This window comes from Neisseria uirgultaei, from assembly GCF_962719845.1.
Classification (GTDB): domain Bacteria; phylum Pseudomonadota; class Gammaproteobacteria; order Burkholderiales; family Neisseriaceae; genus Neisseria; species Neisseria bergeri.
On record NZ_CAUIYF010000004.1, the window covers coordinates 96,999 to 121,060 of the forward strand.

Genomic DNA, 24,062 nt, shown 5'->3' on the forward strand with positions numbered 1-24,062 from the left:
AATTTTTGTTATTTTATTGTAGTGTAACTTTTTTACAACATTCTCAAAAACCATTCCGACCCGTCTGCCGACTTCCCCAATCCGCCTTAATAAATCATACAAGATACTGAATTATATTAATCTCTATAATATTCATCCCTATCGATTTTTTAACAGCAAAACCGTTTTACAGGATTTATCATTCGCCCGGAGGAAAAACTTTTCATTCAAACCTGCTTTCCCATTTGCACACCGTTGCAATCCCCTATTTCGTGGTGCATAATTACGCAAAATTCAGCAATGAATTTTCAACTTGGTTTGTAATGATGGTCGATAATGACTGTTTTACCCTAATTTGATTTAAATTGATTTTAAAGGTTACTAAAATGAAAACATCCCTGTTTGCCGCTGCTTTGTTGTCTTTGGCCCTGGCCGCCTGCGGCGGAGAAAAAGCCGCTGAAGCTCCTGCCGCTGAAGCTCCTGCTGCCGAAGCACCTGCTGCTGAAGCTTCCTCTACCGAAACTCCTGCTGCTGAAGCTTCCGCTACCGAAACTCCTGCCGCTGAAGCTCCTGCTGCTGAGGCTTCCTCTACCGAAGCTCCCGCTGCTGAAGCACCTGCTGCCGAAGCTCCTGCCGCTGCATCTGAAGCTGCAAAATAAGCATTTTCCGCTTGCAAAAAAGCAGGATACGTTCAGTATCCTGCTTTTTTGACTTTTCAGACGGCATCAGATTCCCTTCCTCAATCTCCTCCCCACCCTTCCGACAAACATGCTTGACCTGCATACCGAATTTTCCCGACTCCTGCCGGCAGATGAAATTGTCGAACCTTCTCCGACGCTTTTAGAAGACCGGCGCAACCGCTTTACGTCTGCACCAGACATCATTTTGCAGCCGCGCAGCGTTGAAAGCGTGCAAACCATTATGCGTTTCTGCCACAAACACCGTATTCCGGTTACGCCGCAAGGCGGCAATACCGGTTTGTGCGGCGCGGCAGTATCGGAAAACGGCGTATTGCTTAACCTTTCCAAACTTAACCGCATCCGCAACATCGATTTGGCAGACAACTGCATAACCGTCGAAGCAGGTTCCGTACTCCAAACCGTCCAACAGGCAGCCGAAGCCTCAAACAGGCTGTTTCCACTCAGTCTCGCCAGCGAAGGCTCGTGCCAAATCGGCGGCAACATCGCCTGCAATGCCGGAGGTTTGAACGTATTGCGTTACGGCACGATGCGCGACCTGGTTATCGGTTTGGAAGTCGTCCTCCCCAACGGCGAACTGGTTTCCCATCTCCATCCCCTGCATAAAAACACCACGGGTTACGATTTGCGCCATCTGTTTATCGGTAGCGAAGGTACATTGGGCATTATCACTGCAGCCACGCTCAAGCTGTTTGCCAACCCCTTAGACAAAGCAACCGCATGGGTCGGCATTCCCGACATCGAATCCGCCGTCCGCCTGCTGACCGAAACCCAAGCTCACTTTGCCGAACGCCTATGCAGTTTTGAACTGGTCGGCCGTTTTGCCGCCGAGTTGTCTTCCGAATTCAGCAAACTCCCCCTGCCGACACATTCAGAATGGCATATTTTACTTGAGTTGACCGACTCTCTGCCAAACGGTAACCTTGACGGACAACTTGCCGAGTTCCTGTACGAAAAAGGCTTTACCGACAGCGTATTGGCACAAAGCGAACAAGAACGTATCAATATGTGGGCGTTGCGCGAAAATATCTCCGCTTCACAACGCAAACTGGGAACCAGCATCAAACACGATATTGCCGTCCCCATTGGGCGCGTTGCCGACTTTGTCCGCCGGTGCGCCAAAGATTTGGAACAAAATTTCAAAGGCATACAAATCGTCTGCTTCGGACATCTGGGCGACGGCAGCCTGCACTACAATACTTTCCTGCCCGAAATCCTCAGCAATGAAGTCTATCGTTACGAAAACGACATCAACAGCACAGTCTATTGCAACGTTCTTGCCTGCAATGGTACAGTTGCCGCAGAACACGGCATAGGTATCATCAAAAAACAGTGGCTGGACAAAGTACGCACACCTGCCGAAATCACCCTGATGAAAAGCATCAAACAACACCTTGATCCATATAACATCATGAACCCGGGCAAACTTCTTCCATAAATAACTGATTCAAAATGAAATTATAGGAAATATCATGGGAATGACAGCAACCTATCAACTGGTCGATAATGAAAAACTGGCTTTGCTTAAAAACACCGATACCGAATGGCAAGAATTGTTTGAAGAACTGGAAGATTTGGAGGATGAGGCTGCCGTTTGCCTCGACATTGATAAAATGTGGGATGTTTTACATTTTATACTGACCGGAACAAGTGCAGAAAATCCCTTAAAGGGCAATCTGTTATCCGAATCAATCGTCGGAACGACACCCATTTCGGACGACGACGGATACGCCGCTTATATCGAATCCGCCCAAATCCATGAAATCATCTCAGCTTTGGAAGGCTTCGACATAAAAAGCGCAATGGAGCATTTCAGTATGCAGGTGTGCAAAGAGCATCATATCTACCCCGACATTTGGGATTATGAAGATGAAATTGATGATATAAAAGAAGAAATTACCGACTACTTTTACAAAATCGGCAATTTTTACAAAACCGCCCGGCATTCAAATAGCAATGTACTGGTCAGCATTTACTAAATATATTTCAAACACCACGGAAACTTTAATGAAGACAAAGTACGGAATCGCACTCAAGGAAACCTAGGTATTTCAACCTGGGAGACCATCATGAGTAAAAGTTACAGAAAACACCCCTTTTCCCCTATAACCACGGCAGTCAGCGAAAAACAGGACAAACGCCTTGCCAACCGGAAATTACGGAGAATAGCGCGCGAATGTCTGAAACAAGGAAAAGAACCACCCCACCATATCAGGGCAGTCAGCAACGTTTACGATTTCGCCAAAGACGGGCATTTCCGTTTTTCCGCTTCCCGTCATTCGCATCTTTTACGCAAATAGAAAACAGGGCAACCGCCCTGTTTTTCCGTTTCGTATTTCAACACCATTGTCTAAACAACCGTCAGACGGCATTGTTCAAATGCCGTCTGAAACCGCATCCCCCATCAGCGCGTATGCTTAATCAACCGCTGTTTCTCGCGTTTCCAATCCGCCTCTTTCATACTCTGGCGTTTGTCGTGTTGTTTCTTACCTTTTGCCAAACCGATTTCCATCTTGATTTTTCCGCGTGAAAAATGCAAATCCAGCGGCACGATGGTGTAACCGGCACGTTCCGTTTTTCCGATTAATTTGTTGATTTCCGACTGTTTTAACAAGAGCTTGCGCGGGCGTACGGCATCAGGTTTGATGTGTGTCGAGGCAGTGGGCAACGCGGTAATATGGCAACCGACCAGATAAAACGCGTCTTTTTTCCAATAGATATAACTCTCTTTAAGCTGTACGCGTGCAGCACGGATCGCCTTGACTTCCCAGCCTTCCAATACCAAACCGGCTTCAATCCGGTCTTCAATGAAAAAATCGTGAAATGCTTTTTTATTATTCGCAATAGCCATAAACATCCTATCAATATCCGCCGTCAGACGGCATAAATCCGAAAACAGAACCCATCATACCGCCTCTTCAACCGCCTGCACAATCTTCTCGGGATACAGCCTGTTGAGGCAGTCGGTATGCCCCAACGGACATTCACGTTTGAAACAGGGCGAACATTCCAAGTGCAGGCTGACGATTTTCGCCCTGTCGCTCAAAGGCGGCGTATGCGTCGGGCTGGAAGAACCGTAAACCGCCACTACCTTTCTGCCCAAAGCTGCCGCCAAGTGCATCAGCCCGCTGTCGTTACACACAACCGTATCTGCCAACGACAGCAAATCCATTGCCTGCGACAAATCGGTCTTTCCGCATAAATTCACACATATGCCGTCTGAAAGGCGGTTGATTTCCTCGGCAATTTCATCATCTTTTTGCGAACCGAACAGCCAAACCTGCCAACCCGCCGCCGAATAATGTTTGCCCAACTCGGCAAAATGCTTTGCCGGCCAACGCTTTGCCGGCCCGAATTCCGCACCCGGACAAAAAGCCAAAACAGGCTTTCCAATATCCAAGCCAAAGGTTTCGACAGAAATTTTCCTCTGCCGTTCATCAATGGAAAACTTAGGAAATCCTGAACACCCGTCAAAATCTTTCTGACTCTGATGCGCAAGAGCCGTATATCTATCCACCATCAAAGGCAGACGTTCCTTATCCAGCCTGCGTATATCGTTCAACAGAAAATAACGGCTTTCGCCGACATAACCCGTTCTTTTTCCGATACCCGTTGCCAGCGCGATGATTGCCGATTTCAAAGAACCCGGTAACACGATAACCTGATCGTATCCGCGCCGTCCCAAATCCCTACCGACCCGCCAACGGCGTTTCAACTCCAACGCACCGTGTCCGAACGGATTTTCAAGAATCTCATTCACTTCAGGCATACGCTCAAACACCGCCATCGACCACTTCGGTGCGAACACATCAATCGTGCAACCGGGGTGAAGTTCCTTCAAACGGCGGAACAAGGGCTGGGTCATCACGCAGTCGCCTATCCAACTGGGGGAAATAATCAGGATTTTGATGGACATAACAAGAAACCGAAATCAGACAGGCAGAATTTTACCGCGAAACCGTTGGAAAACCTATCTTGCCGCATTCCGAACGCCGGACGTGCAAATATGAAAAAGCCCGAACATTCAAGTTCGGGCTTCAAAATTCTGGCTCCCCGACCTGGGCTCGAACCAGGGACCTGCGGATTAACAGTCCGTCGCTCTACCGACTGAGCTATCGGGGAATGGGGCGTATTATAGCGTCCGGAAAAAATGTGTCAATCCTTAATTTTGTCCAAACGGGTAACAAAACTACAAATATATGAATGGAAAAGACATTTAACCAAATATGCCGTCTGAACGGGAAAACCGGCTTCAGACGGCATATTGGTTCAAATCAAACAATATGGAAGAAACTGCCGTTGCACGCAATTACAGCCGTCATCATTCCGTATTTATATTAAGATTACGCCTTGAGATTACGGACAACAGACAGGACGACAAGATGGATACCGTATCGGAACAGCAGGCCTCTGCTTTGGGCATCAGCTTGGGGTTTCACGATATTAACGGCGTATATCGCGCCACACCGCCCGAGGTATGGGAAACGATAGCCGACACCTTGCAGAAAGATGGTGTTTCAGACGGCATTTATCTCGACACGCTGGCAGCCCGCGAACACAGATGCGAAAATCTGACCCTGCCGTCCGCATGGTCGGACGAAACGGAAACCGTTTTGGAAGATGAAAACGGCACACATCGGGTTTTACCCCTCGACCGCGACGACCACGGCACATACCGGCTTGCCCTGCCCGATCTTTCCTGCGGCTACTACACCCTTTCGTGCGCTGCCGGAAAAATCCGTCTGATTGTCGCACCGCAATCGGTTTACCGGCTGCCCGAACCAAACTGCGGCGCAAGAATGAACGGGCTGACGGTGCATTTGTACAGCCTGCGTTCGCACCGCAACTGGGGCATAGGCGACTTTACCGATTTGCAGAACCTGATGGCTTATGCGGCAGAGAAAAAGCTGGATTTCGTCGGCATCAATCCGCTGCACGCGCTTTTCAGTGCCAAGCCTGCCTTTGCCAGCCCGTACAGCCCGTCTTCACGCGAATGGCTCAATCCGATTTATCTGAATGTGGAAAAAGTCGGGGCGTTTTCCTACAGCGAAACCCTGAAAAACCGTTTTGCCCAAGAAAAAATGCAGCGGCGCATTGCCGCACTGCGGATTACCGATACCGTAACCTACACGGCGGTTTGGGCGTTCAAACGCGAAGCTCTTCAGGCGGCATTCCAAGCATTTGAAACCGAACCGTGCGAAGCCGCCCAAAAGGAACGTGCGGCTTTTGCCGCATTTGCGGAAGAAAAAGGAGCGGCACTGTCGGGATTCGGGCTGTTTGAAGCCCTCGACCAATATTACGGCGGCTGCGACGGCATAGGCTGGCAATCTTGGTCTGCCGAGTTTCACGACCCCGACGGAGAAGCCGTCAAAAACTTTGCCGCCAACCACGGACACGACATCCGTTTTCATATGTGGCTGCAATGGCTTTGCGCGGAACAATGGTACAAAGTGCAGGAAACGGCGGTCAGACTCGGCATCAAGTTGGGGATTTACGGCGATTTGGCGGTCGGCGTGGCGCGCGGCGGCGCGGACACTTGGTTAAACCGCCAAGATTATTGTATGGATATGTCTGTCGGTGCGCCGCCCGATCCTTTGTGCCCGACGGGGCAAAACTGGGATCTGCCGCCGCTCAATCCGATAATGCTGAAGCACACAGGTTATGAGAAGTTCGCCCGGCTGTTGCGTGAAAATATGCGGCTTTACGGCATCTTGCGCATCGATCATGTAATGGCTTTGTACCGCCTGTGGTGGGTTGCGGGCGAGACGGCGGACTTGGGCGCGTATGTGCATTACGACGCGGACGTGATGTTTGCCATTTTGGCTTTGGAAAGCCGGCGCAACCGCTGCATCGTCATCGGCGAGGATTTGGGGACGGTGCCCGACCGGGTGCGTGATTTGTTGAACCGTTATCAGGTGTTTTCTTATAAGGTCGTGTATTTCAGCAAAGGCAGGCACGGCTTTGAATTGCCCGATGAATATCCCGAACAGGCGATTACGGTCGTCAGCACGCACGATGTCGCGCCTTTGGCGGGTTATTGGACGGGCAAGGATTTGGATTGGATGTTCCGCCTGGGCACGATTCCCGATGAGGAAACTTTTCAGACGGCATTGGAAGCGCGCGAACACGACAAGGCAGACCTGTTCGACAAGCTTAAACAATGCGGCTGTTTGGACAAAGACAGCACAATGCCGTCTGAAATGACGGAAAGGCTGATGTCCGCCATCCACAAATACGCCGCCATGAGCCGCAGCAGGCTGTATGCGGTGCAACTGGAAAACCTGCTGGGCGTGGGCGACAACCTGAATGTGCCGGGCGTTGCCGAGGGTTATCCCAACTGGGCGCGCAAAATGCCCGTCGCGCTGGAAGACTTTGCAGATTGCCGAACCATGACCGCCCAACTTGCCATGATTGACGGAGTCCGTATGAAAAAGAACTGCCCAACCCTTTCCTACCGCCAACCCGATCAAGCAGAACGCGACACGGTTGACAGCCTGTTTTTTGCGGCCCACGGCGACGTATTCGCCTATTTGGGACGGCACCGCCTTGCCGAAGGCGGCGAAGTCGTGCGCACGCTGATTCCCGACGCTTCGGCAGTAGATATTGTCGACCGTGAAAGCGGCGGACTGATTGTGCCGTCTGAAAAAATCGATGGGCGCGGATTCTTTGTCGCCGTACTGCCCGATAATGCGCCCGATTACGCGCTGAACGTCTATTACGGCGGAAACGGCAACCCCGTGCGCGAAGAAGACCCCTACCGCTTCCCGTCGGCATTGAAAGAAATGGATTCTTGGCTGTTGGCGGAAGGCAGACACCTGCGTCCTTATGAAACTTTGGGCGCGCATTTTGCCGAAGTGGATGGCGTGAAAGGCGTGAGCTTTGCCGTATGGGCGCCAAACGCGCAGCGCGTGTCTGTCATCGGCGAGTTCAATAACTGGGACGGCCGCCGCCATGTGATGCGTTTCCACCGCGACAACGGCATTTGGGACATCTTCATCCCCTCCGTCAAACCCAATGCCCTCTACAAATTTGAAATCCGCGATGCCGGCGGCAATGTGCGGCAAAAAGCCGACCCGTATGCCTTCGGTGCGGAGTTGCGTCCGAATACGGCATCGGTCGTGCGCGGTTTGCCGGAAAAAGTCGAAGCCCCCGGCTTCCGCGCCCGTGCCAACGCCGTTGACGCGCCTATCAGCATTTATGAAGTGCATTTGGGTTCGTGGAAACGCAATCCCGAAAACAACTTCTGGCTGACTTACGAAGAGCTTGCCAAAGAACTGATCGCCTACGTCAAAGACATGGGCTTTACCCACATCGAATTCCTGCCCGTTTCCGAATATCCGTTTGACGGCTCGTGGGGCTATCAGGCGACCGGATTGTATGCGCCGACCAGTCGTTTCGGTTCGCCCGACGAATTGCGCGCCCTGATTAAAGCCGCCCACGATGCAGGCATCGGCATCATCCTCGACTGGGTGGTCGGACACTTCCCGACCGACGACCACGGGCTTGCCAAATTCGACGGCACGGCATTGTACGAACACGCCGACCCCCGCGAAGGTTTCCACCAAGACTGGAACACCCTGATTTACAACTTCGGCAGAAACGAAGTGAAAAACTTCCTGCAAGGCAACGCCCTGTATTGGATAGAACGCTTCGGCTTCGACGGTATCCGCGTTGACGCGGTGGCTTCGATGATTTACCGCAACTACTCACGCAAAGACGGCGAGTGGATACCCAACCAATACGGCGGCCATGAAAACCTTGAAGCCATCGCTTTCCTGCGCGACACCAATACGATGTTGAAAAAGGAAGTTCCGGCTGCCGCCGAAATTGCCGAAGAATCCACCTCCTTTGCCAACGTAACCCGCCAAGAAGGGCTGAACTTCAGCTACAAGTGGAATATGGGCTGGATGAACGATACTTTGCGTTACATGATGGAAGACCCCATCAACCGCAAATACCACCACAATAAAATGACCTTCGGCATGATGTACCAGTACAGCGAAAACTTTGTGCTGCCGCTTTCACACGATGAAGTCGTGCACGGCAAACGCTCGCTGCTCGGACGGATGCCCGGCGACTGTTGGCAGCAATTCGCCAACCTGCGCGCCTACTACGGCTTTATGTACGGCTTCCCCGGCAAAAAACTCTTGTTTATGGGCAACGAGTTCGCGCAAGGCAGAGAGTGGAACTACAACGAAGGACTGGATTGGTTTTTACTCGAACAAGAAGGCGGCCGGCACAAAGGCGTACAAGACTTCGTGCGCGATTTGAACCGCATCTATAAAGACACCGCGCCGCTTTACCAATTAGACCAATGGCCGGAAGGCTTCGAGTGGCTGGTTGCCGACGACGGCGACAACTCCGTATTCGTCTTCGAGCGACGCGACCGCGAAGGCAACCGCGTCATCGTGATCAGCAACTTCACGCCTGTGGTGCGCGAAGGCTACCGCTTCGGCGTAAATTCTGCCGGCGGATACCGCGAAATCCTCAATTCAGACGGTCTGCATTACAAAGGCAGCGGCGTTTCTGCCGGCGCGACGTTGGAAACGGAAGAAGTTTGGTCGCACGGCAAACCAAATTCCCTGTCCGTAACCGTACCGCCGTTGGCAACCGTTTACCTGTATCAGGAGGCACAAAGCCAAACCGGGGCGGAAAAAACCTCCGATGCCGTCTGAAAGGCGGACGGGGCTTGAACCCCTCAAGCCCCGTTGTCCGCCGCGCCCGTCAAAACAATGCCGTCTGAACTTCGCCGCGTTCCAAAGCCAGTAAAAACTGTTTGCGGTTCAACCCGCCTGCGTAGCCGGTCAGTTTGCCGTCGCTGCCGATGACGCGGTGGCAGGGAATCAGAATGGACACTTTGTTCTGCCCGTTGGCGGCGGCAACGGCGCGGACGGCTTTGGGCTTGTCCAAACGCTGCGCCTGCTCCTTGTAGCTGCGCGTTTCGCCGTAAGGAATCGCCAAGAGCGCGTCCCACGCCTGCTTTTGAAACGCCGTACCAATCATTTCCAAGGGCGTGGCAAAGGTTTTCAGACGGCATTGAAAATACAAATCCAATTCCTGCCGCAGAAGTTGCGTCCGCTCATCCTCCCGAAACACAAACCGTCCGCGCAAAGCTTTTTGGACGGCGGTAATTTCCTGCTCCATATGCTTCTGCCCGACAAATTCCAGCAAACACAAACCCCTGCTACCGAACACCGCCAGCATCTCGCCCAACGGCGTGGCAATGGCGGCGGAGGTCAGTTCGTTCAAGCTGTCGGGATAACGCGCTTCCAAGAGACGGATGGCACGGCGGATACGGACATATTCTTCAGACGCGCAGCCGATACGGTCGATAAAATCCTGCTCGAACTGCTTGGCTTCGCATTCCGTCAGATTGGGATACGGCATGACTTCACACTCAAAAACTTGGGTTTCGAGCCAATGGCGGATTTCATCCCATTTTGACGGCAGATTGTTTAAGGCAGGCAGGGTAATCATTCGTTTGCTCCGTATCTCTATCATGGATTTGACGGCAAAATCCCCGATTTCCGCCATTCCCGCACGCCGGCGCAGGAACGGGCTATGACGTAAATCTTGAGGGTTGGGTTGCGGCAATTCCTAAATATTCGATATTTCCAAAGCCTCAGGGAAAGGAATTAAAGATTTCAGACGACCTGCAAAGGGTCATCTGAAACCACGGATTTTTACATTTGCACATTTCGGCACATCATCCAACCGTTTCGGCACATTCCTGCCGCCATTGACAGCCTATAATGAATCCACTTATTCATCAAGCAAAGGAATCATCTATGCAAACCCGCATCCTCTCCTCCGTACTGCTGGCTTTTTCAACCGCTGCCTTTGCCGAGGGCGCATTCACGCTGCAATTCGACAACCCGTCCGAAGACGGCGGCTTCACGCCAAACCAGCTTTTGAGCGCGCTTTACGGCTTCGGTTGTTCGGGCAGCAATATAGTGGATTAAATTTAAATCAGTACGGCGTTGCCTCGCCTTGCCGTACTATTTGTACTGTCTGCGGCTTCGTCGCCTTGTCCTGATTTAAATTTAATCCACTATACTTCGCCCGCGCTGTCGTGGAAAAATCCGCCCGCCGGGACAAAAAGTTTCGTCCTGACCGTTTACGATAAAGACGCGCCGACCGGCCTGGGCTGGATGCACTGGGTGGTCGCCGACATTCCCGCCGATGTCCGCAGCCTGCCCGCAGGCATTACCGCGCAAGGCGGCAGGCTGCCCAAAGGCGCGCTGCAAACCCGCACGGACTTCGGCACGCCGGGCTACGGCGGCGCGTGTCCGCCCGAAGGCAGGGAACACCGCTACGAATTCACGCTCACCGCGCTAAAAGTCGCCAAGCTGCCGAACATCACCGCCGAATCCACACCCGCGCTGGTCGGTTTCTTCACTAAGGCAAACAGCTTGGGCGAAGCAAAATTCACGGTCGAACACCGACGCTGACCTGCACCGTGCGCCGATATGCCGCAGGCTCCGCTTCCGAGCGGACCGCCGACGGCACGCAACCGAACCGCTCTTTGAAGCGCGCGCTGAAACGGGATGGGCAGTTATAGCCAACCGCGCCGGCAATCTGCGCCACCGGCCATTGCGTAACCTGCAACAGCGTCAGCGCGCGCATCATGCGTACATCCGTCAGCAGCGTACGGAAATTCGTGTCCTGCCGCGCTAACCGCCGCCGCAACGCGGCCTCACTGCAATTAAGCCGCTGCGCCAACATCGCCGACGACCAGTCCGCAGCCATATCGGCGGTAATCAGTTTGCGGATTTGCCGCATCAGGTTGACGCCTTCGTACACGGTAAAACCGATGCCGTCATGCTGCAACCACGCCAACACGCCGTAAAGTGCGGCCTCCGCCGCATTGTGCGGCACTTCTTCATCCGCCAGTACCGCAGCTGCATAATCAAACGCCGTGTTCATCCGCCCGGGGTGCGGCAGCTTCACCGCATCGCACACTGCCTGCGCCGTCCCGTATTGTGCGGCAAACCTTTCTACGGTTTCCTGTTCGAAAGCAATCCATTGCGCCTGATAGAGGCCGTCTGAATCGGGAATATTGATGACGTCAAACGTCTGCCCGCCTGCCAACGCGACCACCTCACCCGCCGCAATCCTCAATTCGCGCCCCGCCCACCGCAGCTTCTTGCATCCGCGCCGCACGATAAGCACAGCCGGTTCATATACCGCCACGCTGCGGTACAAGGCGGTATGATGTTGCACGATGCCGCCTAAAGCACCCAATCGTTCGCGCGTATGAAAGTAATTTGACGGCACTATTATCTCCAACACGCAGGGCTGCACATAAGGCGCAGCCCTGTTTACCCTGATTTGGAAGGGGTTACTTCCCAAAAAATAAACCAAAATCCCACCGCCCCGAATGGCCGGGTTTCAACCATATTCCGTCGGCGTGCCTGCAACTTGGCTCCCTCCCCTGTGGGGGAGGGTCGGGGAGGGGGTAAAACGGGGCAGATACAGGCAATATTTCCGTTGCCGCCCCAATGCCCTCTCCCTAGCCCTCTCCCACGGGAGAGGGAATGGATTACCGTTTAAATAAATCGTCCTACATAAAAATCAATGTGTTATCTCAAACTCACGTTAGGTCTAATAAAATGGTCGGACATCCGTATCCGACAGCCCATCTTCTTTTCAGACGGCATTGCAAATTTAAGTTTGACGTGCGTTCGAAATAAGGCAGTTAATGCAAAGCGAAATTCCGTCGGTATGCCTGCAACTTGGCCCCTATGGGGGAGGCTCGGGGAAAGAGTAAAACGGGGCAGATACAGACAATATTTCCGTTACCGCCCCGATGCTCTCTCTCTAACCCTCTCCCTCGGGAGAGGGAATGGATTGCCGTTCAAATAAATCGCTCTACATAAAAATCAATGCGTTATCTCAAACTCACACTAGGTCTAATCAAATTGTCGGACATCCTTATCCGGCAAGCAAGCTGCTTTCAGACGGCATTTCCAGCCAACAACCGCGCCAATATCCCCTCATACACTGCCGACAGCTTCGGAATATCGTCCAGCCGCACGTTTTCGTTGATTTGGTGGATGGTGGCATTGGACGGGCCTAATTCGATGAGTTCTTTCGCAATGGCTTTAATGAAGCGTCCGTCCGAAGTGCCGCCGGTGGTGGACAATTCGGTCTCTACGCCGCAGGTTTCGGCGATGGCGGCGCGTGCCACGTCGGTCAGTTTGCCCGCGTGGGTCAGGAAGGGCTGCCCCGAACACGACCACTGCAAATCGTATTGCACGCCGTGTTTGTCCAAAATGGCGTGAACGCGTTGTTTCAGCCCTGCTTCGGTGGACTCGGTGGAGAAGCGGAAATTGAATTTGACGCTCAGCTCGCCCGGAATGACGTTGGTCGCGCCTGTGCCGCCGTTGATATTGGAAATCTGGAAACTGGTCGGTGGGAAGTATTCGTTGCCTTCGTCCCAGACTTCCTGCGTCAACTCTAACAAGGCCGGGGCAAAAGTGTGGACGGGATTGATTGCCAAATGCGGATAGGCGATATGGCCTTGCTTGCCTTTGACAGTCAGGTTGCCCGACAGCGAGCCGCGCCGGCCGTTTTTAATCATATCGCCCAATTTGTCCACGGCGGTCGGTTCGCCGACGATGCAGTAGTCAATCAACTCGCCGCGCGCTTTCAATACATCGACGACTTTGGTCGTGCCGTCCAGCGCGTCGCCCTCTTCGTCGGAAGTAATCAGGAGCGCGATGCTGCCTTGATGGTCGGGGTGTTCGGCAACAAAGCGTTCGCAGGCGGTAACAAAACAGGCGATGCTGGTTTTCATGTCCGCCGCGCCGCGCCCGTATAATCTTCCGTCTCGCTCGGTCGGCTCGAACGGGGGCGAATCCCATTTTTCAACAGGGCCGGTCGGTACAACGTCGGTATGTCCTGCAAAACAGACGACGGGGGCTTTCGTGCCGCGTCGCAACCAGATGTTTTTGGTATCGCCGAAATGAAGTTCTTCAGCCACAAAACCGATTTTGTGCAGGCGTTCGGCAAGCAGTTTTTGGCAATCTCGGTCGTCGGGGGTAACGGATGGGCGGGAAATCAATGCTTTGGAGAGTTCTAGGGATTGGGTTTCGGTCATTTTTCGGCTTTTCTGTTTGAGATGCCGTCTGAACGGCGTTTCAGACGGCATTTGATGTTGAATGGAACGGGCTAACGATAGCGAAGCGGGTTCTTCAGGTCAAGCACCATGACACGCTTCGTAAAGCGGCAGCAAATCTTCCACCGTTTCCGCTATCCATTTCGCGACATCCTGCCTGCCCAAATCGTCGCGCTCGATGTGTTTGCCGATGCAGAAAAAGTCTTCGCCGTTTTGCAACTTTCGGTCGGATTCGCTTTGTTGCGCGACGGTGCGGTAGTCGTCGTATTCGCTTTCCGCGCCGTGCCACATATCGAAAGAAGCGTATTTTTCGGTATCAAAATTATCCAACCAACGGTTGTAATCAGGCAGCGCGATGGGGGAAACGTCGGCTTTATAGCAGTGCCAATCCAAGCTGACGCTCAGACGGCGGCGGTTGAGCAGTATCGACAAAATCGCGGCGGAATTTTTATATTGTTCGTATTTGAAGTAGGCAAAGAAGTGGGCGCGCACCTGCCAGCCGTTACACCAGCGTTCGATGTGCGGCGGCGCAAACGGCGCACCCAATTCGGCGGCGACCTGCTGAATCAGCTGCTGCCATATCTGCCAGTTTTCTTTATAGTCAGCCTTGATTTGCGGAATGCTTTCAGGCTGGTATTTTTTAAGCTGGGAAAATTGGAAAAACGGGATATTGAACAAATCGCAACTTTTCGGGGTCAGCATGATTGGCTTCCTTTTCAGACGACGTGGTTGTGTTACGGGGATACTGGGGTCGCCTGAAACTCTGTTTTCAAGTTTTAAGACGACCTTTGTTTGAAGAAACGGCAATCTGCAAACGACCTTATCTGCGCCTGCGCGCCGCCATGATTTCGCCGATTTTGGTCAGTTTCTCTTTGGGGATAAACGTTTTGCCCATGTCGAACAAAGGCTCTTCAATCGCCAGATGCACATCGTAACCCGCCACAAAGCGTTTGAACGCTTCCGCATCGGGGACATAAGCGTTGTCTGCTTCGAGTTTGGCAAATTCGGCAGCCACGGCATCCCAGTTGCCATGTAGGCTTACATGTTGGTGCAAAAGCTCATTCACACTTTCTTGGGCTTGCGGCGCATATTGCAGCAGGAGCGGGAAAAAGTTTTCTTCTTCGTCTTCATGGTGCAGCGGCGCGGCAACATTAAAATACTGGGCGATTTGGCGGATGGTTTGCAAAACAATCTGATTGCAGCCGTTTTCGGCGATATAGTCCGACAGCATGGCGACTTGTCCGCAGAAACGGCGCACTTTGCCGTGGCAGGCATACAGCATTTCTATCGGTTCGGCAAAGGTAACGCTTTTGGTTTCAAACGGATTCATGGTTTTTAGGTTTTATTCTTAAATTAACGTTTCCAAATTATAACAAAACAGCCTGCGCAAGGCAGGCTGTCTGTTTTCAAGCTTTAGACGGATTAGTCAACCAAAGTAACTTTACCGTTCATCAAAGCACCGTGACCTGGGAAGGTACAAGCGAATTTGTATTCGCCGTCAGCCAATTTGGCAGGATCCAGAGTCAAAGAAGACTCTTCGCCGCCGCCGATCAATTTAGTATGGGCAACAACGCGTGCATCGTCAGGTTTAACATAATCGGTATCGGCAGCACCTACGCCGTCTTTAAATACGCCGTCCATGTCTTCAGCTTTGGCAATCACGAGGTTGTGACCCATGCTGGCTTTGGGTTGCGTACCGGTATGTTTCAGAGTGATTGTGAACTCTTTACATGCTTTGCTGACTTGGATGTCTTTGGTGTTGAACTGCATATTGTCGTTGGATTCGACAGTTGCCGCACAATTGCCGGCAGCAGGGGCTTCGGCAGCATCTGCAGGAGCAGCTTCGGCGGCAGGGGCTTCAGGGGCGGAAGCCGCTTCGGCTGCGGAAGCCTCAGAAGCGGCAGTTGCTTCGGCAGCAGGCGCGGCAGGTTCTTGAGAGCAGGCAGCCAAACCGATAACGGCGGCAGAAATCAGGGCCAGATAAGCTTTCATGGTAAATCTCCAATCGATAAAATAATATTCGGTTTTACGGAAATCAAAGTGCAACCGCCATTAACAAAACCTTGAAAAAGATTCCGCCGCGTTGCACAAACAGATGTTTCGGGGCGGCATTTTGCTACAAACTTCATTTGAAATCAAAGCCTGTTTGCAAGTTTACAATCGTTTACCCCGAAATGGGGCAATTTTACCCAGAACCTATTTCTTTAGTATTAGGGAAGCCGTCCCCCGACGCGCAAATATTAACGGATATTTACAACATCCCTACCGGCCGCCTTATGCCCCGTGCTTCCTGACCAGCTCCGCCAGCACTGCCGCCAATTCGGGATGCCGTTTTTCCAACTTTGCCGCCGCCGAATCGAAACTCTCCAGCGCAGCCTTACTCAAATGCAGGGTATTGGTTTTCGGCGGTTTTTCCGGTTTCGGGATCAGCCTGACCGAAACAGACCGTATCGAAGCGTCAAGCCCTGCCAACTGCGGCAATACCGACGGTGCAATCATTTTCAAACGCGATGCCGCCATATTGTTTGCCGCCAAAAGAATCAGCCTACCGTCTTCGATACATGCCGTCTGAAAATGAGGGTGCAGGTTGGCGGGCAGCAGTTTTTTCACGGCGGCATCCAACCGCCGCCACTGTCCCGCCTGTTTCAAAAGTCCGGAAAGCAGCGCGTCCCGCCTGCCCAACTGTTCCAAATTCATAAAACATACACCCAAAAAGATTGAAATACCGCAAACGCGCCTTTATTTCAGACGGCATTAGCACTTTGCACAAACGCTTGTGCTAAAATCGCGTTTTCGCCCCACTATTATATCAGGCGCAGGAATTATTCATGCTGACAAACATTGCCAAGAAAATCTTCGGCAGCCGCAACGACCGCTTGCTGAAACAATACCGTAAATCCGTTGCCAGAATCAACGCGCTCGAAGAACAGATGCAAGCCCTAAGCGATGCTGATCTGCAAGCCAAAACTGCCGAATTCAAACAACGCCTCGCCGACGGTCAGACTTTGGACGGTATTTTGCCCGAAGCCTTCGCCGTCTGCCGCGAAGCGTCCCGCCGCATCCTCGGTATGCGCCACTTCGACGTGCAGCTTATCGGCGGCATGGTGCTGCACGACGGCAAAATCGCCGAAATGCGTACCGGCGAAGGCAAAACCCTGGTCGCCACCCTCGCCGTCTATCTCAACGCGCTGGCCGGCAAAGGCGTGCACGTCGTTACCGTCAATGACTACCTCGCCTCGCGCGACGCAGGCATTATGGAGCCGCTCTATAATTTCCTCGGTCTGACCGTCGGCGTGATTATTTCAGATATGCAGCCGTTCGACCGTCAAAACGCCTACGCTGCCGACATTACCTACGGTACGAACAACGAATTCGGCTTCGACTACCTGCGCGACAATATGGTAACCGACCAATACGACAAAGTGCAGCGCGAATTGAACTTTGCCGTTGTCGATGAAGTGGATTCCATCTTGATTGACGAAGCGCGCACCCCGCTGATCATCTCCGGCCAGGCGGACGACAACATCCAGTTGTACCAAATCATGAACACCGTCCCGCCCCACCTCGTCCGCCAAGAGACCGAAGAAGGCGAAGGCGACTACTGGGTCGATGAAAAGGCGCATCAGGTCATCCTGAGCGAAGCCGGCCACGAACACGCCGAGCAGATTCTGACCCAAATGGGGCTGCTGGCAGAAAACGACTCTCTCTATTCCGCCGCCAACATCGCCCTGATGCACCACCTTATGGCGGCATTGCGCGCGCACTCGCTGTTCCACAAAGACCAACATTACGTTATCCAAGACGGCGAAATCGTCATCGTGGACGAATTTACAGGCCGTCTGATGTCCGGCCGCCGCTGGTCGGAGGGTCTGCACCAAGCCGTCGAAGCCAAAGAAGGCGTGGAAATCAAACGCGAAAACCAAACCCTCGCCTCCATCACTTTCCAAAACTATTTCCGCCTGTACACCAAGCTCTCCGGCATGACCGGCACAGCCGATACCGAAGCCTTCGAGTTCCAAAGCATCTACAACCTCGAAACCGTCATCATCCCGACCAACCGCCCCGTACAGCGCAAAGACTTCAACGACCAGATTTTCCGTTCCGCCGAAGAAAAATTCGAGGCCGTCGTCAAAGACATCGAGGAATGCCACAAACGCGGGCAGCCCGTCCTCGTCGGCACGACCAGCATCGAAAACTCCGAACTGGTCTCCCACCTTCTGCAAAAAGCCGGACTGCCGCACAACGTCCTCAACGCCAAAGAACACGAACGCGAAGCCCTGATTGTCGCCCAAGCCGGCAAAGTCGGCGCGATTACCGTTGCTACCAATATGGCGGGACGCGGTACGGACATCGTTTTAGGCGGCAACCTGAAGCACCAAACCGATGCCATCCGCGCCGACGAAACCCTGAACGATGATGAAAAAGCCGCACGAATTTCCGCATTGGAAGACGGCTGGCAGGCAGAACACGACAAAGTGATGGAAGCAGGCGGCCTGCACATCATCGGTACGGAGAGGCACGAAAGCCGCCGTATCGACAACCAATTGCGCGGACGTTCCGGCCGTCAGGGCGACCCCGGCTCCAGCCGTTTCTACCTTTCGTTTGAAGATCCGCTGCTGCGCCTCTTCGCACTCGACCGCGCCGCCGCCATCCTCAACCGCCTCGCCCCCGAACGCGGCGTTGCCATCGAGCACAACCTGCTGACGCGCCAAATCGAAGGGGCGCAACGCAAAGTCGAAGGCAGAAACTTCGATATGCGCAAACAAGTTTTGGAATACGACGACGTTGCCAACGAACAGCGCAAAGTCATTTACAGCCAGCGCAACGAAATTCTGACCAGCAAAGACATCAGCGACCTGATGCAGGAAATCCGTTCTGATGTCGTCAGCGACCTCGTGGATACCTATATGCCGCCGGACAGCATGGAAGAACAATGGGACATTCCGACTCTGGAAAACCGCCTGGCTGCCGAATTCAGACTGCACGAAGACATTCAGTCCTGGCTGAAAGCAGACAATACAATTGACGGTCAAGACATCAAAGAGCGCCTGATCGAACGCATCGAAAACGAATATGCCGCCAAAACCGAACTGGTCGGCAAGCAGGCAATGGCCGATTTCGAGCGCAACGTGATGTTGCAGGTCATCGACAACCAATGGCGCGAACACCTCGCCGCTATGGACTACCTGCGCCAAGGCATCCACCTTCGCAGCTATGCCCAGAAAAATCCGAAGCAGGAATACAAACGCGAAGCCTTCACGATGTTCCAAGACCTGTGGAACGGCATCAAATTCCATATTGCCTCCCTGCTTACTTCGGTTCAAATCGAACAAAACCCTGTCGCGGCGGTTGAAGAGCAACCCGTCGGCAACATCCAGTCCATCCATTCCGAATCGCCCGATATGGAAGAACTTTTGGGTCAGTCGCAAACCGATCTGGTTACCGAAGCCTTTAATCCCGATGGGACGGATTTCAGCCCCGAAGCCTTGGAAGCACGGGGGCAAATCGTCCACCGCAACGACCCCTGCCCCTGCGGCAGCGGTTTGAAATACAAACAATGCCACGGCAAATTGGCTTAAGCGTTTGAACGCAAATGCCGTCTGAACATCCGGTTTCCGGCTTCAGACGGCATTTTGCCTGAACCGCCACATCCGACCGCCATTCCGAAAAATCCCGATTTCGTACCGTCCGTACCGAAAACAGGCATCCGCCCCGCCGAACTATGATTCCATCCGACTTCATTGACGAACTTCTAGCCAAAGTCGATATTGTCGATATTATCGACGAGCAGGTTCCGCTGAAAAAAGGCGGGGCAAACTATATGGCGTGTTGCCCGTTCCACAAGGAAAAAACACCGTCGTTTTCGGTCAGTCCGACCAAGCAGTTTTACCACTGTTTCAGTTGCGGGGCGCATGGTTCGGCGATTGGTTTTGTGATGGAGCATCAGGGGCTGTCGTTTCCGGAGGCGGTGCAGTTCCTTGCTGACCGCGTGGGTATGATTGTGCCTAAAGTGCGCGGGCAGAACGATAATCCCGAAGTCCGTGCCGAACGTAAGAAAAAACAGCAGACGCTGGAGGAAACAACGGCGGCGGCGGCGGATTTTTACGCGCAACAGTTGCGCTTCAATCCGACGGCGAAGGCTTATTTGGACAAGCGCGGCTTGAGCGCGGAAGTCATCGCGCATTATGGTTTGGGCTATGCGCCCGACGGCTGGCAGCCTTTGGCGCAAGTATTCCAACCGTATCCGAATACCGCGTTGGTGGATACGGGGATGGTGATTGACAATGAGGGGCGGTATTACGACCGCTTCCGCCATCGGATTATGTTCCCCATCCGCAATCCGCGCGGGCAGGTCATCGGTTTCGGCGGCAGGGTGTTGGACGACTCCAAACCCAAATATCTAAACTCTCCCGATACACCTTTGTTTGACAAAGGGAAAAACCTTTACGGCTTGTATGAAGGGCGTACCGCTATCAAGGAAGCAGGACTGATCTTGGTGGTCGAAGGCTATATGGACGTGGTCGCGCTGGCGCAGTTCGGCGTGGGCTACGGCGTGGCGGCTTTGGGCACGGCAACGACGGCGGAACACGTCAAAATCCTGATGCGTCAGGCGGACAGTATTTATTTCTGTTTCGACGGCGACAGCGCGGGGCGGAAAGCGGCTTGGCGCGCTCTGGAAAACGCGTTGCCGCAGTTGAAGGACGACAAATCGCTGCATTTTTTGTTCCTGCCGGAAGAACACGACCCCGACAGCTACATCCGCGCCTACGGCAAAGCGCAATTTGAAGACGCGCTTCTGAATCAAAGCAAGCCTTTATCGGAATATTTCTGGGAACACCTTTCAGACGGCATTCATCTCAATACGCAGGAAGGCAAGGCGGAATTGGTGAAAACCAGTTCGCCGCTTTTGGCGCAGATTACCGCGCCGGCATTGGCTTATTTGTTAAAACAACGGCTTAGCGAGCTGGTCGGCATCGACCCCGACGACCTCGCCCAACTGTTGGGACAGGAAGCGCCGAAGCGGCACGTCAAACAAAAAAGCTACAAACTGCCCCCGATTTCCGTCAAACAGCCCGTTATGCCGACATTGGTGCAACGGCAAATCCGCAGCCTCTTGATAAATCCGGATTGGGCTGCATATATAGACCTGCCCGATTATCTGGCGTTGGACGGCGATTTCGCCTGCCTTGCCAACCTCGCCGAAACCATTAAAAACCATCCTTCCGTGCCGGCAACCGCACAGGTTTTGGAACATATGCGCGGTTCGCCCTACGAAGAAACAATCAACCGCATCTTCCGGTCGGCACTTCAATCGGAAGAAATGGAAGGCGGCGGCGAAGAAGATTGCGAAAACTTCCAAATCGGCATCAAAAAACTGCTCAATGAGTTAAAATACAGCCAAATCGAAACATTAAAACAAAAAAGCCTGCAATCCGGCTTAAATGAAAGCGAGAAAAAACTTTTGCTGTCGCTGCTGACCGCAAAACAAAATTGACCGGCGGATTCCGCCATCCGTAAACCGTTATGCCGTCTGAAAAGCATTCGCACCGGCTGCAACAACGACACCTGCAGAACACCCATCCCCAAAAGCCTTCAGACGGCATCAGAGTACCCGCTCTGCCACGCCTTCAGGTGCGTCCAAACGCAAACCGTCGGCACCTTACCAACAGAAAGCAGACAATGTCCAAAAACCAAAATCACGAAGAATACCAAGACGATACCCGCCCCCTGACGATTGAGGAACAACGCGCGCGCCTGCGCCAACTCATCATTATGGGCAAAGAACGCGGCTACATCACCTACTCCGAAATCAACGACGCACTGCCTGACGATATGTCCGATGCCGATCAAATCGACAACATCGTCAGTATGATTTCCGGTTTGGGCATCCAAGTTACCGAACACGCCCCCGATGCGGAAGACATATTGTTAAGCGACAATGCCGCCGTTACCGACGATGATGCCGTCGAAGAAGCCGAGGCCGCCCTTTCCAGCGCAGATTCCGAGTTCGGCAGAACCACCGACCCCGTCCGTATGTATATGCGCGAAATGGGGCAGGTCGACCTGCTGACCCGCGAAGACGAAATCATCATCGCCAAAAAAATCGAAAACGCCCTGAAAAATATGGTTCAGGCCATCTCCGCCTGCCCGGGATCCATTGCGGAAATCTTAGAACTCATCGAAAAAATCCGCAAAGACGAAATCCGCGTCGACGAAGTCGTAGAAGCCATTATCGACCCGAATGAAGTATTGCTCAACGAATTGGGCTTGGGGCACTTGGAAACCACAGTGCCCGAGAAACCTTCCAACGACAATTCGGATGAAAACGAAGACGACGAAGAGTCGGAAGAAGATGCAGATGAAATCTCGGCAGCCAATCTCGCCGAATTGAAACAAAAAGTCATCGGCCACTTTGCCCAAATCGAAAAAGACTACAAAAAAATGATCGGCCGTTTGGAAAAACACCACAGCCGGCACAAAGACTATCTCGCCTACCGCGACGCAATTGCCAACAAACTGCTGGAAGTCCGTTTCGCCACCCGCCAAATCGACAACCTCAGCAGCAGCCTGCGCGGAAAAGTAGAAAACATCCGCAAACTCGAACGCGAAATCCGCGATATCTGTCTTGACCGCGTCCATATGGAACGCGACTACTTCATCCAAAACTTCCTGCCCGAAATCACCAATCTGCAATGGATTGAAGAAGAAATCGCCAAAGGCAGGGTCTGGAGCGACGCACTCGACCGCTTCCGCCACGCCATTCTCGAAAAACAAACCGAGTTGGCAGATATGGAAAAAGAAACCCGCATTTCCATCGAAGAGTTGAAAGAAATCAACAAAAATATGGTGTCGAGCGAAAAAGAAACCGCAGCCGCCAAGCAGGAAATGATTCAGGCAAACTTGCGCCTCGTGATTTCCATCGCCAAAAAATACACCAACCGTGGCTTGCAGTTCCTTGATTTGATTCAGGAAGGCAACATCGGCCTGATGAAGGCGGTCGATAAGTTCGAATACCGCCGGGGCTACAAGTTCTCCACCTACGCAACATGGTGGATCCGCCAGGCAATCACCCGCTCGATTGCCGATCAGGCGCGTACCATCCGCATTCCGGTTCATATGATTGAAACCATCAACAAGATGAACCGCATCTCGCGCCAACACCTGCAAGAAACCGGCGAAGAACCCGATTCCGCCAAACTTGCCGAACTGATGCAGATGCCCGAAGACAAAATCCGCAAAATCATGAAAATCGCCAAAGAGCCGATTTCGATGGAAACCCCCATCGGCGACGACGACGATTCGCACTTGGGCGACTTTATCGAGGATTCCAACAATATTGCGCCGGCTGATGCGGCAATGTACACCAGCCTGCACGAAGTAACCAAAGAAATACTCGAAAGCCTGACACCTCGTGAGGCCAAAGTCTTACGTATGCGCTTCGGTATCGATATGAATACCGACCACACGCTGGAAGAAGTCGGCAGACAGTTTGACGTAACCCGCGAACGCATCCGCCAAATTGAGGCAAAAGCACTCCGCAAGTTGCGCCACCCGACCCGCAGCGACCGCTTGAGAAGCTTCTTAGACAGTGAAGACAGCAAGTTGTAAACCAAAAAAACCGCAGGTTTCAAATACCTGCGGTTTTTTCTTACACAATAAACAACGCTTCCACATATCCCACACTCCTATCCCGTTTCCCCAACAACTCCGGCTGACAGAGTCGGGCGGCGGGGTTTGTCCGCTGTTTAAAAGTTCGCGGACGGCGGCTATAGTTGCGAGGGTTTGGGCGCGTAGGCCGTCTGAAAACACGACGGGGACACGGTGGCGGGTTTGCATATACCACAACGCGCCCTCAGAGACAGTTTGACCCGTCATTTCTTCCAAGCACAAGCCTTGGGCGCAAAGCTGGATTTCGTCCATCGGGTCGGGTTTGGGCTTGCCACGTTTGTATTCCACGGGTTTCAGACGGCCTGTTTTCGTATCCACTTCCACCAAATCCAACACGCCGCTGATGCCCGGTTTTTCTGCCGAAACGTGTACCGTCCGCTCAAAGCGCACGCCCTTACGCGTTTCCGGATCGCCCGAATCCACCCGCTCATGCAACGCCTTGCCCTGCGCGGTCAAATAGTTCTCCGCCCACGCCTGCTCGTTATGGATCAACGCACATTGACGCGGGCAGAAGGCATAGTGTTGCAAGGCAGAAAGGGGAATCAGGCGCGTGTCCTGATTTTCCCCTTGGTTTTTGGTTAAAAGTGCGGTCATTT

19 protein-coding genes, 1 tRNA gene and 1 pseudogene are annotated in these 24,062 nt (G+C 52.9%); 10 read left to right on the top strand and 11 right to left on the bottom strand.

Annotated features, from left to right (window positions below):
- Positions 1-365: 365 nt before the first annotated feature.
- The 4 genes from Q9J32_RS03725 (at position 366) to Q9J32_RS03740 (ending at position 2,977) form a co-directional block, all read left to right on the top strand.
- On the top strand, positions 366-638 hold the full coding sequence (locus Q9J32_RS03725) for a hypothetical protein (protein ID WP_301885191.1): 273 nt from the start codon (positions 366-368) through the stop codon (positions 636-638).
- Positions 639-747: 109 nt separating this feature from the next.
- Positions 748-2,115 (top strand): FAD-binding oxidoreductase, encoded by a 1,368-nt coding sequence (locus Q9J32_RS03730; protein ID WP_301885188.1) that lies wholly within the window; start codon positions 748-750, stop codon positions 2,113-2,115.
- 40 nt (positions 2,116-2,155) lie between these two features.
- Positions 2,156-2,656 carry a YfbM family protein gene (locus tag Q9J32_RS03735; protein WP_301885186.1) on the top strand — a complete coding sequence of 167 codons (501 nt, stop codon included), beginning with the start codon at positions 2,156-2,158 and terminating at the stop codon, positions 2,654-2,656.
- A 90-nt stretch (positions 2,657-2,746) separates the two neighbouring features.
- Positions 2,747-2,977, top strand: a complete 231-nt coding sequence (locus tag Q9J32_RS03740; protein ID WP_304673080.1) for a hypothetical protein — start codon at positions 2,747-2,749, stop codon at positions 2,975-2,977.
- A gap of 104 nt (positions 2,978-3,081) precedes the next feature.
- Here Q9J32_RS03740 and smpB read toward each other — a convergent pair whose 3' ends face one another.
- From smpB to Q9J32_RS03755, 3 genes are all read right to left on the bottom strand, one after another.
- Complete coding sequence (gene smpB, locus Q9J32_RS03745) at positions 3,082-3,528, bottom strand: SsrA-binding protein SmpB (RefSeq protein WP_010358325.1); 447 nt, start codon at positions 3,526-3,528, stop codon at positions 3,082-3,084.
- A gap of 54 nt (positions 3,529-3,582) precedes the next feature.
- Positions 3,583-4,593: a lipopolysaccharide heptosyltransferase II gene (waaF, locus tag Q9J32_RS03750; RefSeq protein ID WP_003751234.1), complete on the bottom strand. Its 1,011-nt coding sequence runs from the start codon at positions 4,591-4,593 to the stop codon at positions 3,583-3,585.
- Positions 4,594-4,723: 130 nt separating this feature from the next.
- Positions 4,724-4,799: transfer RNA gene (locus Q9J32_RS03755), tRNA-Asn, on the bottom strand.
- Positions 4,800-5,059: 260 nt separating this feature from the next.
- Between Q9J32_RS03755 and glgB the strand changes: the two genes are divergently transcribed.
- A complete protein-coding gene (glgB, locus tag Q9J32_RS03760; RefSeq protein WP_301885289.1) occupies positions 5,060-9,352 on the top strand; it encodes a 1,4-alpha-glucan branching protein GlgB in 4,293 nt (1,430 codons plus the stop codon).
- Positions 9,353-9,401: 49 nt separating this feature from the next.
- Here glgB and Q9J32_RS03765 read toward each other — a convergent pair whose 3' ends face one another.
- A complete protein-coding gene (locus Q9J32_RS03765; protein WP_301885178.1) occupies positions 9,402-10,211 on the bottom strand; it encodes a methylated-DNA--[protein]-cysteine S-methyltransferase in 810 nt (269 codons plus the stop codon).
- A gap of 254 nt (positions 10,212-10,465) precedes the next feature.
- Between Q9J32_RS03765 and Q9J32_RS03770 the strand changes: the two genes are divergently transcribed.
- On the top strand, positions 10,466-10,639 hold the full coding sequence (locus Q9J32_RS03770; RefSeq protein WP_373321649.1) for a hypothetical protein: 174 nt from the start codon (positions 10,466-10,468) through the stop codon (positions 10,637-10,639).
- Positions 10,640-10,684: 45 nt separating this feature from the next.
- On the top strand, positions 10,685-11,128 hold the full coding sequence (locus Q9J32_RS03775) for a YbhB/YbcL family Raf kinase inhibitor-like protein (protein WP_373321652.1): 444 nt from the start codon (positions 10,685-10,687) through the stop codon (positions 11,126-11,128).
- Here the strand turns inward: Q9J32_RS03775 and Q9J32_RS03780 are convergent.
- The 6 genes from Q9J32_RS03780 to Q9J32_RS03805 all read right to left on the bottom strand — a co-directional run bounded on the left by Q9J32_RS03780 (position 11,106) and on the right by Q9J32_RS03805 (position 16,494).
- Positions 11,106-11,921, bottom strand: a complete 816-nt coding sequence (locus Q9J32_RS03780; protein ID WP_301885288.1) for a helix-turn-helix transcriptional regulator — start codon at positions 11,919-11,921, stop codon at positions 11,106-11,108. The two genes, Q9J32_RS03775 and Q9J32_RS03780, sit on opposite strands and share 23 nt — an antisense overlap.
- Positions 11,922-12,633: 712 nt before the next feature.
- On the bottom strand, positions 12,634-13,779 hold the full coding sequence (dapE, locus tag Q9J32_RS03785) for a succinyl-diaminopimelate desuccinylase (protein WP_301885287.1): 1,146 nt from the start codon (positions 13,777-13,779) through the stop codon (positions 12,634-12,636).
- 99 nt (positions 13,780-13,878) lie between these two features.
- Positions 13,879-14,499, bottom strand: a complete 621-nt coding sequence (locus tag Q9J32_RS03790; RefSeq protein WP_118792300.1) for a glucose-6-phosphate 1-dehydrogenase family protein — start codon at positions 14,497-14,499, stop codon at positions 13,879-13,881.
- A 118-nt stretch (positions 14,500-14,617) separates the two neighbouring features.
- Positions 14,618-15,127, bottom strand: a complete 510-nt coding sequence (locus tag Q9J32_RS03795) for a hemerythrin domain-containing protein (protein WP_196427785.1) — start codon at positions 15,125-15,127, stop codon at positions 14,618-14,620.
- Positions 15,128-15,219: 92 nt separating this feature from the next.
- Entirely contained in the window at positions 15,220-15,789 is a 570-nt protein-coding gene (gene azu, locus Q9J32_RS03800; protein WP_301818760.1) for an azurin, read from the bottom strand.
- A gap of 282 nt (positions 15,790-16,071) precedes the next feature.
- A complete protein-coding gene (locus Q9J32_RS03805) occupies positions 16,072-16,494 on the bottom strand; it encodes a DciA family protein (RefSeq protein ID WP_301885177.1) in 423 nt (140 codons plus the stop codon).
- Between the two features lie 131 nt (positions 16,495-16,625).
- On the opposite strand from Q9J32_RS03805, the gene secA reads away from it, so the two are divergent.
- From secA to rpoD, 3 genes are all read left to right on the top strand, one after another.
- Positions 16,626-19,376, top strand: coding sequence for a preprotein translocase subunit SecA (secA, locus tag Q9J32_RS03810; RefSeq protein ID WP_301885175.1), 2,751 nt, complete (start codon positions 16,626-16,628; stop codon positions 19,374-19,376).
- A gap of 143 nt (positions 19,377-19,519) precedes the next feature.
- Positions 19,520-21,292 carry a DNA primase gene (gene dnaG / locus Q9J32_RS03815; RefSeq protein WP_301885173.1) on the top strand — a complete coding sequence of 591 codons (1,773 nt, stop codon included), beginning with the start codon at positions 19,520-19,522 and terminating at the stop codon, positions 21,290-21,292.
- A gap of 185 nt (positions 21,293-21,477) precedes the next feature.
- On the top strand, positions 21,478-23,406 hold the full coding sequence (rpoD, locus tag Q9J32_RS03820; protein ID WP_301885171.1) for an RNA polymerase sigma factor RpoD: 1,929 nt from the start codon (positions 21,478-21,480) through the stop codon (positions 23,404-23,406).
- 40 nt (positions 23,407-23,446) lie between these two features.
- Here rpoD and cas4 read toward each other — a convergent pair.
- Positions 23,447-24,060 (bottom strand): annotated as a pseudogene (gene cas4 / locus Q9J32_RS03825) (CRISPR-associated protein Cas4).
- Positions 24,061-24,062: the final 2 nt, after the last annotated feature.

What these genes read in the sequence shown, in the direction of transcription:
- Q9J32_RS03730 (WP_301885188.1), top strand. Translation starts at nt 748, where the DNA reads ATGCTTGACCTGCATACCGAATTTTCCCGACTCCTGCCGGCAGATGAA.
- waaF (WP_003751234.1), bottom strand. Translation starts at nt 4,593, where the DNA reads ATGTCCATCAAAATCCTGATTATTTCCCCCAGTTGGATAGGCGACTGC.
- secA (WP_301885175.1), top strand. Translation starts at nt 16,626, where the DNA reads ATGCTGACAAACATTGCCAAGAAAATCTTCGGCAGCCGCAACGACCGC.
- glgB (WP_301885289.1), top strand. Translation starts at nt 5,060, where the DNA reads ATGGATACCGTATCGGAACAGCAGGCCTCTGCTTTGGGCATCAGCTTG.
- dapE (WP_301885287.1), bottom strand. Translation starts at nt 13,779, where the DNA reads ATGACCGAAACCCAATCCCTAGAACTCTCCAAAGCATTGATTTCCCGC.
- Q9J32_RS03795 (WP_196427785.1), bottom strand. Translation starts at nt 15,127, where the DNA reads ATGAATCCGTTTGAAACCAAAAGCGTTACCTTTGCCGAACCGATAGAA.
- Q9J32_RS03740 (WP_304673080.1), top strand. Translation starts at nt 2,747, where the DNA reads ATGAGTAAAAGTTACAGAAAACACCCCTTTTCCCCTATAACCACGGCA.
- Q9J32_RS03770 (WP_373321649.1), top strand. Translation starts at nt 10,466, where the DNA reads ATGCAAACCCGCATCCTCTCCTCCGTACTGCTGGCTTTTTCAACCGCT.
- dnaG (WP_301885173.1), top strand. Translation starts at nt 19,520, where the DNA reads ATGATTCCATCCGACTTCATTGACGAACTTCTAGCCAAAGTCGATATT.
- Q9J32_RS03725 (WP_301885191.1), top strand. Translation starts at nt 366, where the DNA reads ATGAAAACATCCCTGTTTGCCGCTGCTTTGTTGTCTTTGGCCCTGGCC.
- Q9J32_RS03805 (WP_301885177.1), bottom strand. Translation starts at nt 16,494, where the DNA reads ATGAATTTGGAACAGTTGGGCAGGCGGGACGCGCTGCTTTCCGGACTT.
- Q9J32_RS03735 (WP_301885186.1), top strand. Translation starts at nt 2,156, where the DNA reads ATGACAGCAACCTATCAACTGGTCGATAATGAAAAACTGGCTTTGCTT.
- Q9J32_RS03790 (WP_118792300.1), bottom strand. Translation starts at nt 14,499, where the DNA reads ATGCTGACCCCGAAAAGTTGCGATTTGTTCAATATCCCGTTTTTCCAA.
- azu (WP_301818760.1), bottom strand. Translation starts at nt 15,789, where the DNA reads ATGAAAGCTTATCTGGCCCTGATTTCTGCCGCCGTTATCGGTTTGGCT.
- rpoD (WP_301885171.1), top strand. Translation starts at nt 21,478, where the DNA reads ATGTCCAAAAACCAAAATCACGAAGAATACCAAGACGATACCCGCCCC.
- smpB (WP_010358325.1), bottom strand. Translation starts at nt 3,528, where the DNA reads ATGGCTATTGCGAATAATAAAAAAGCATTTCACGATTTTTTCATTGAA.
- Q9J32_RS03765 (WP_301885178.1), bottom strand. Translation starts at nt 10,211, where the DNA reads ATGGCGGAAATCGGGGATTTTGCCGTCAAATCCATGATAGAGATACGG.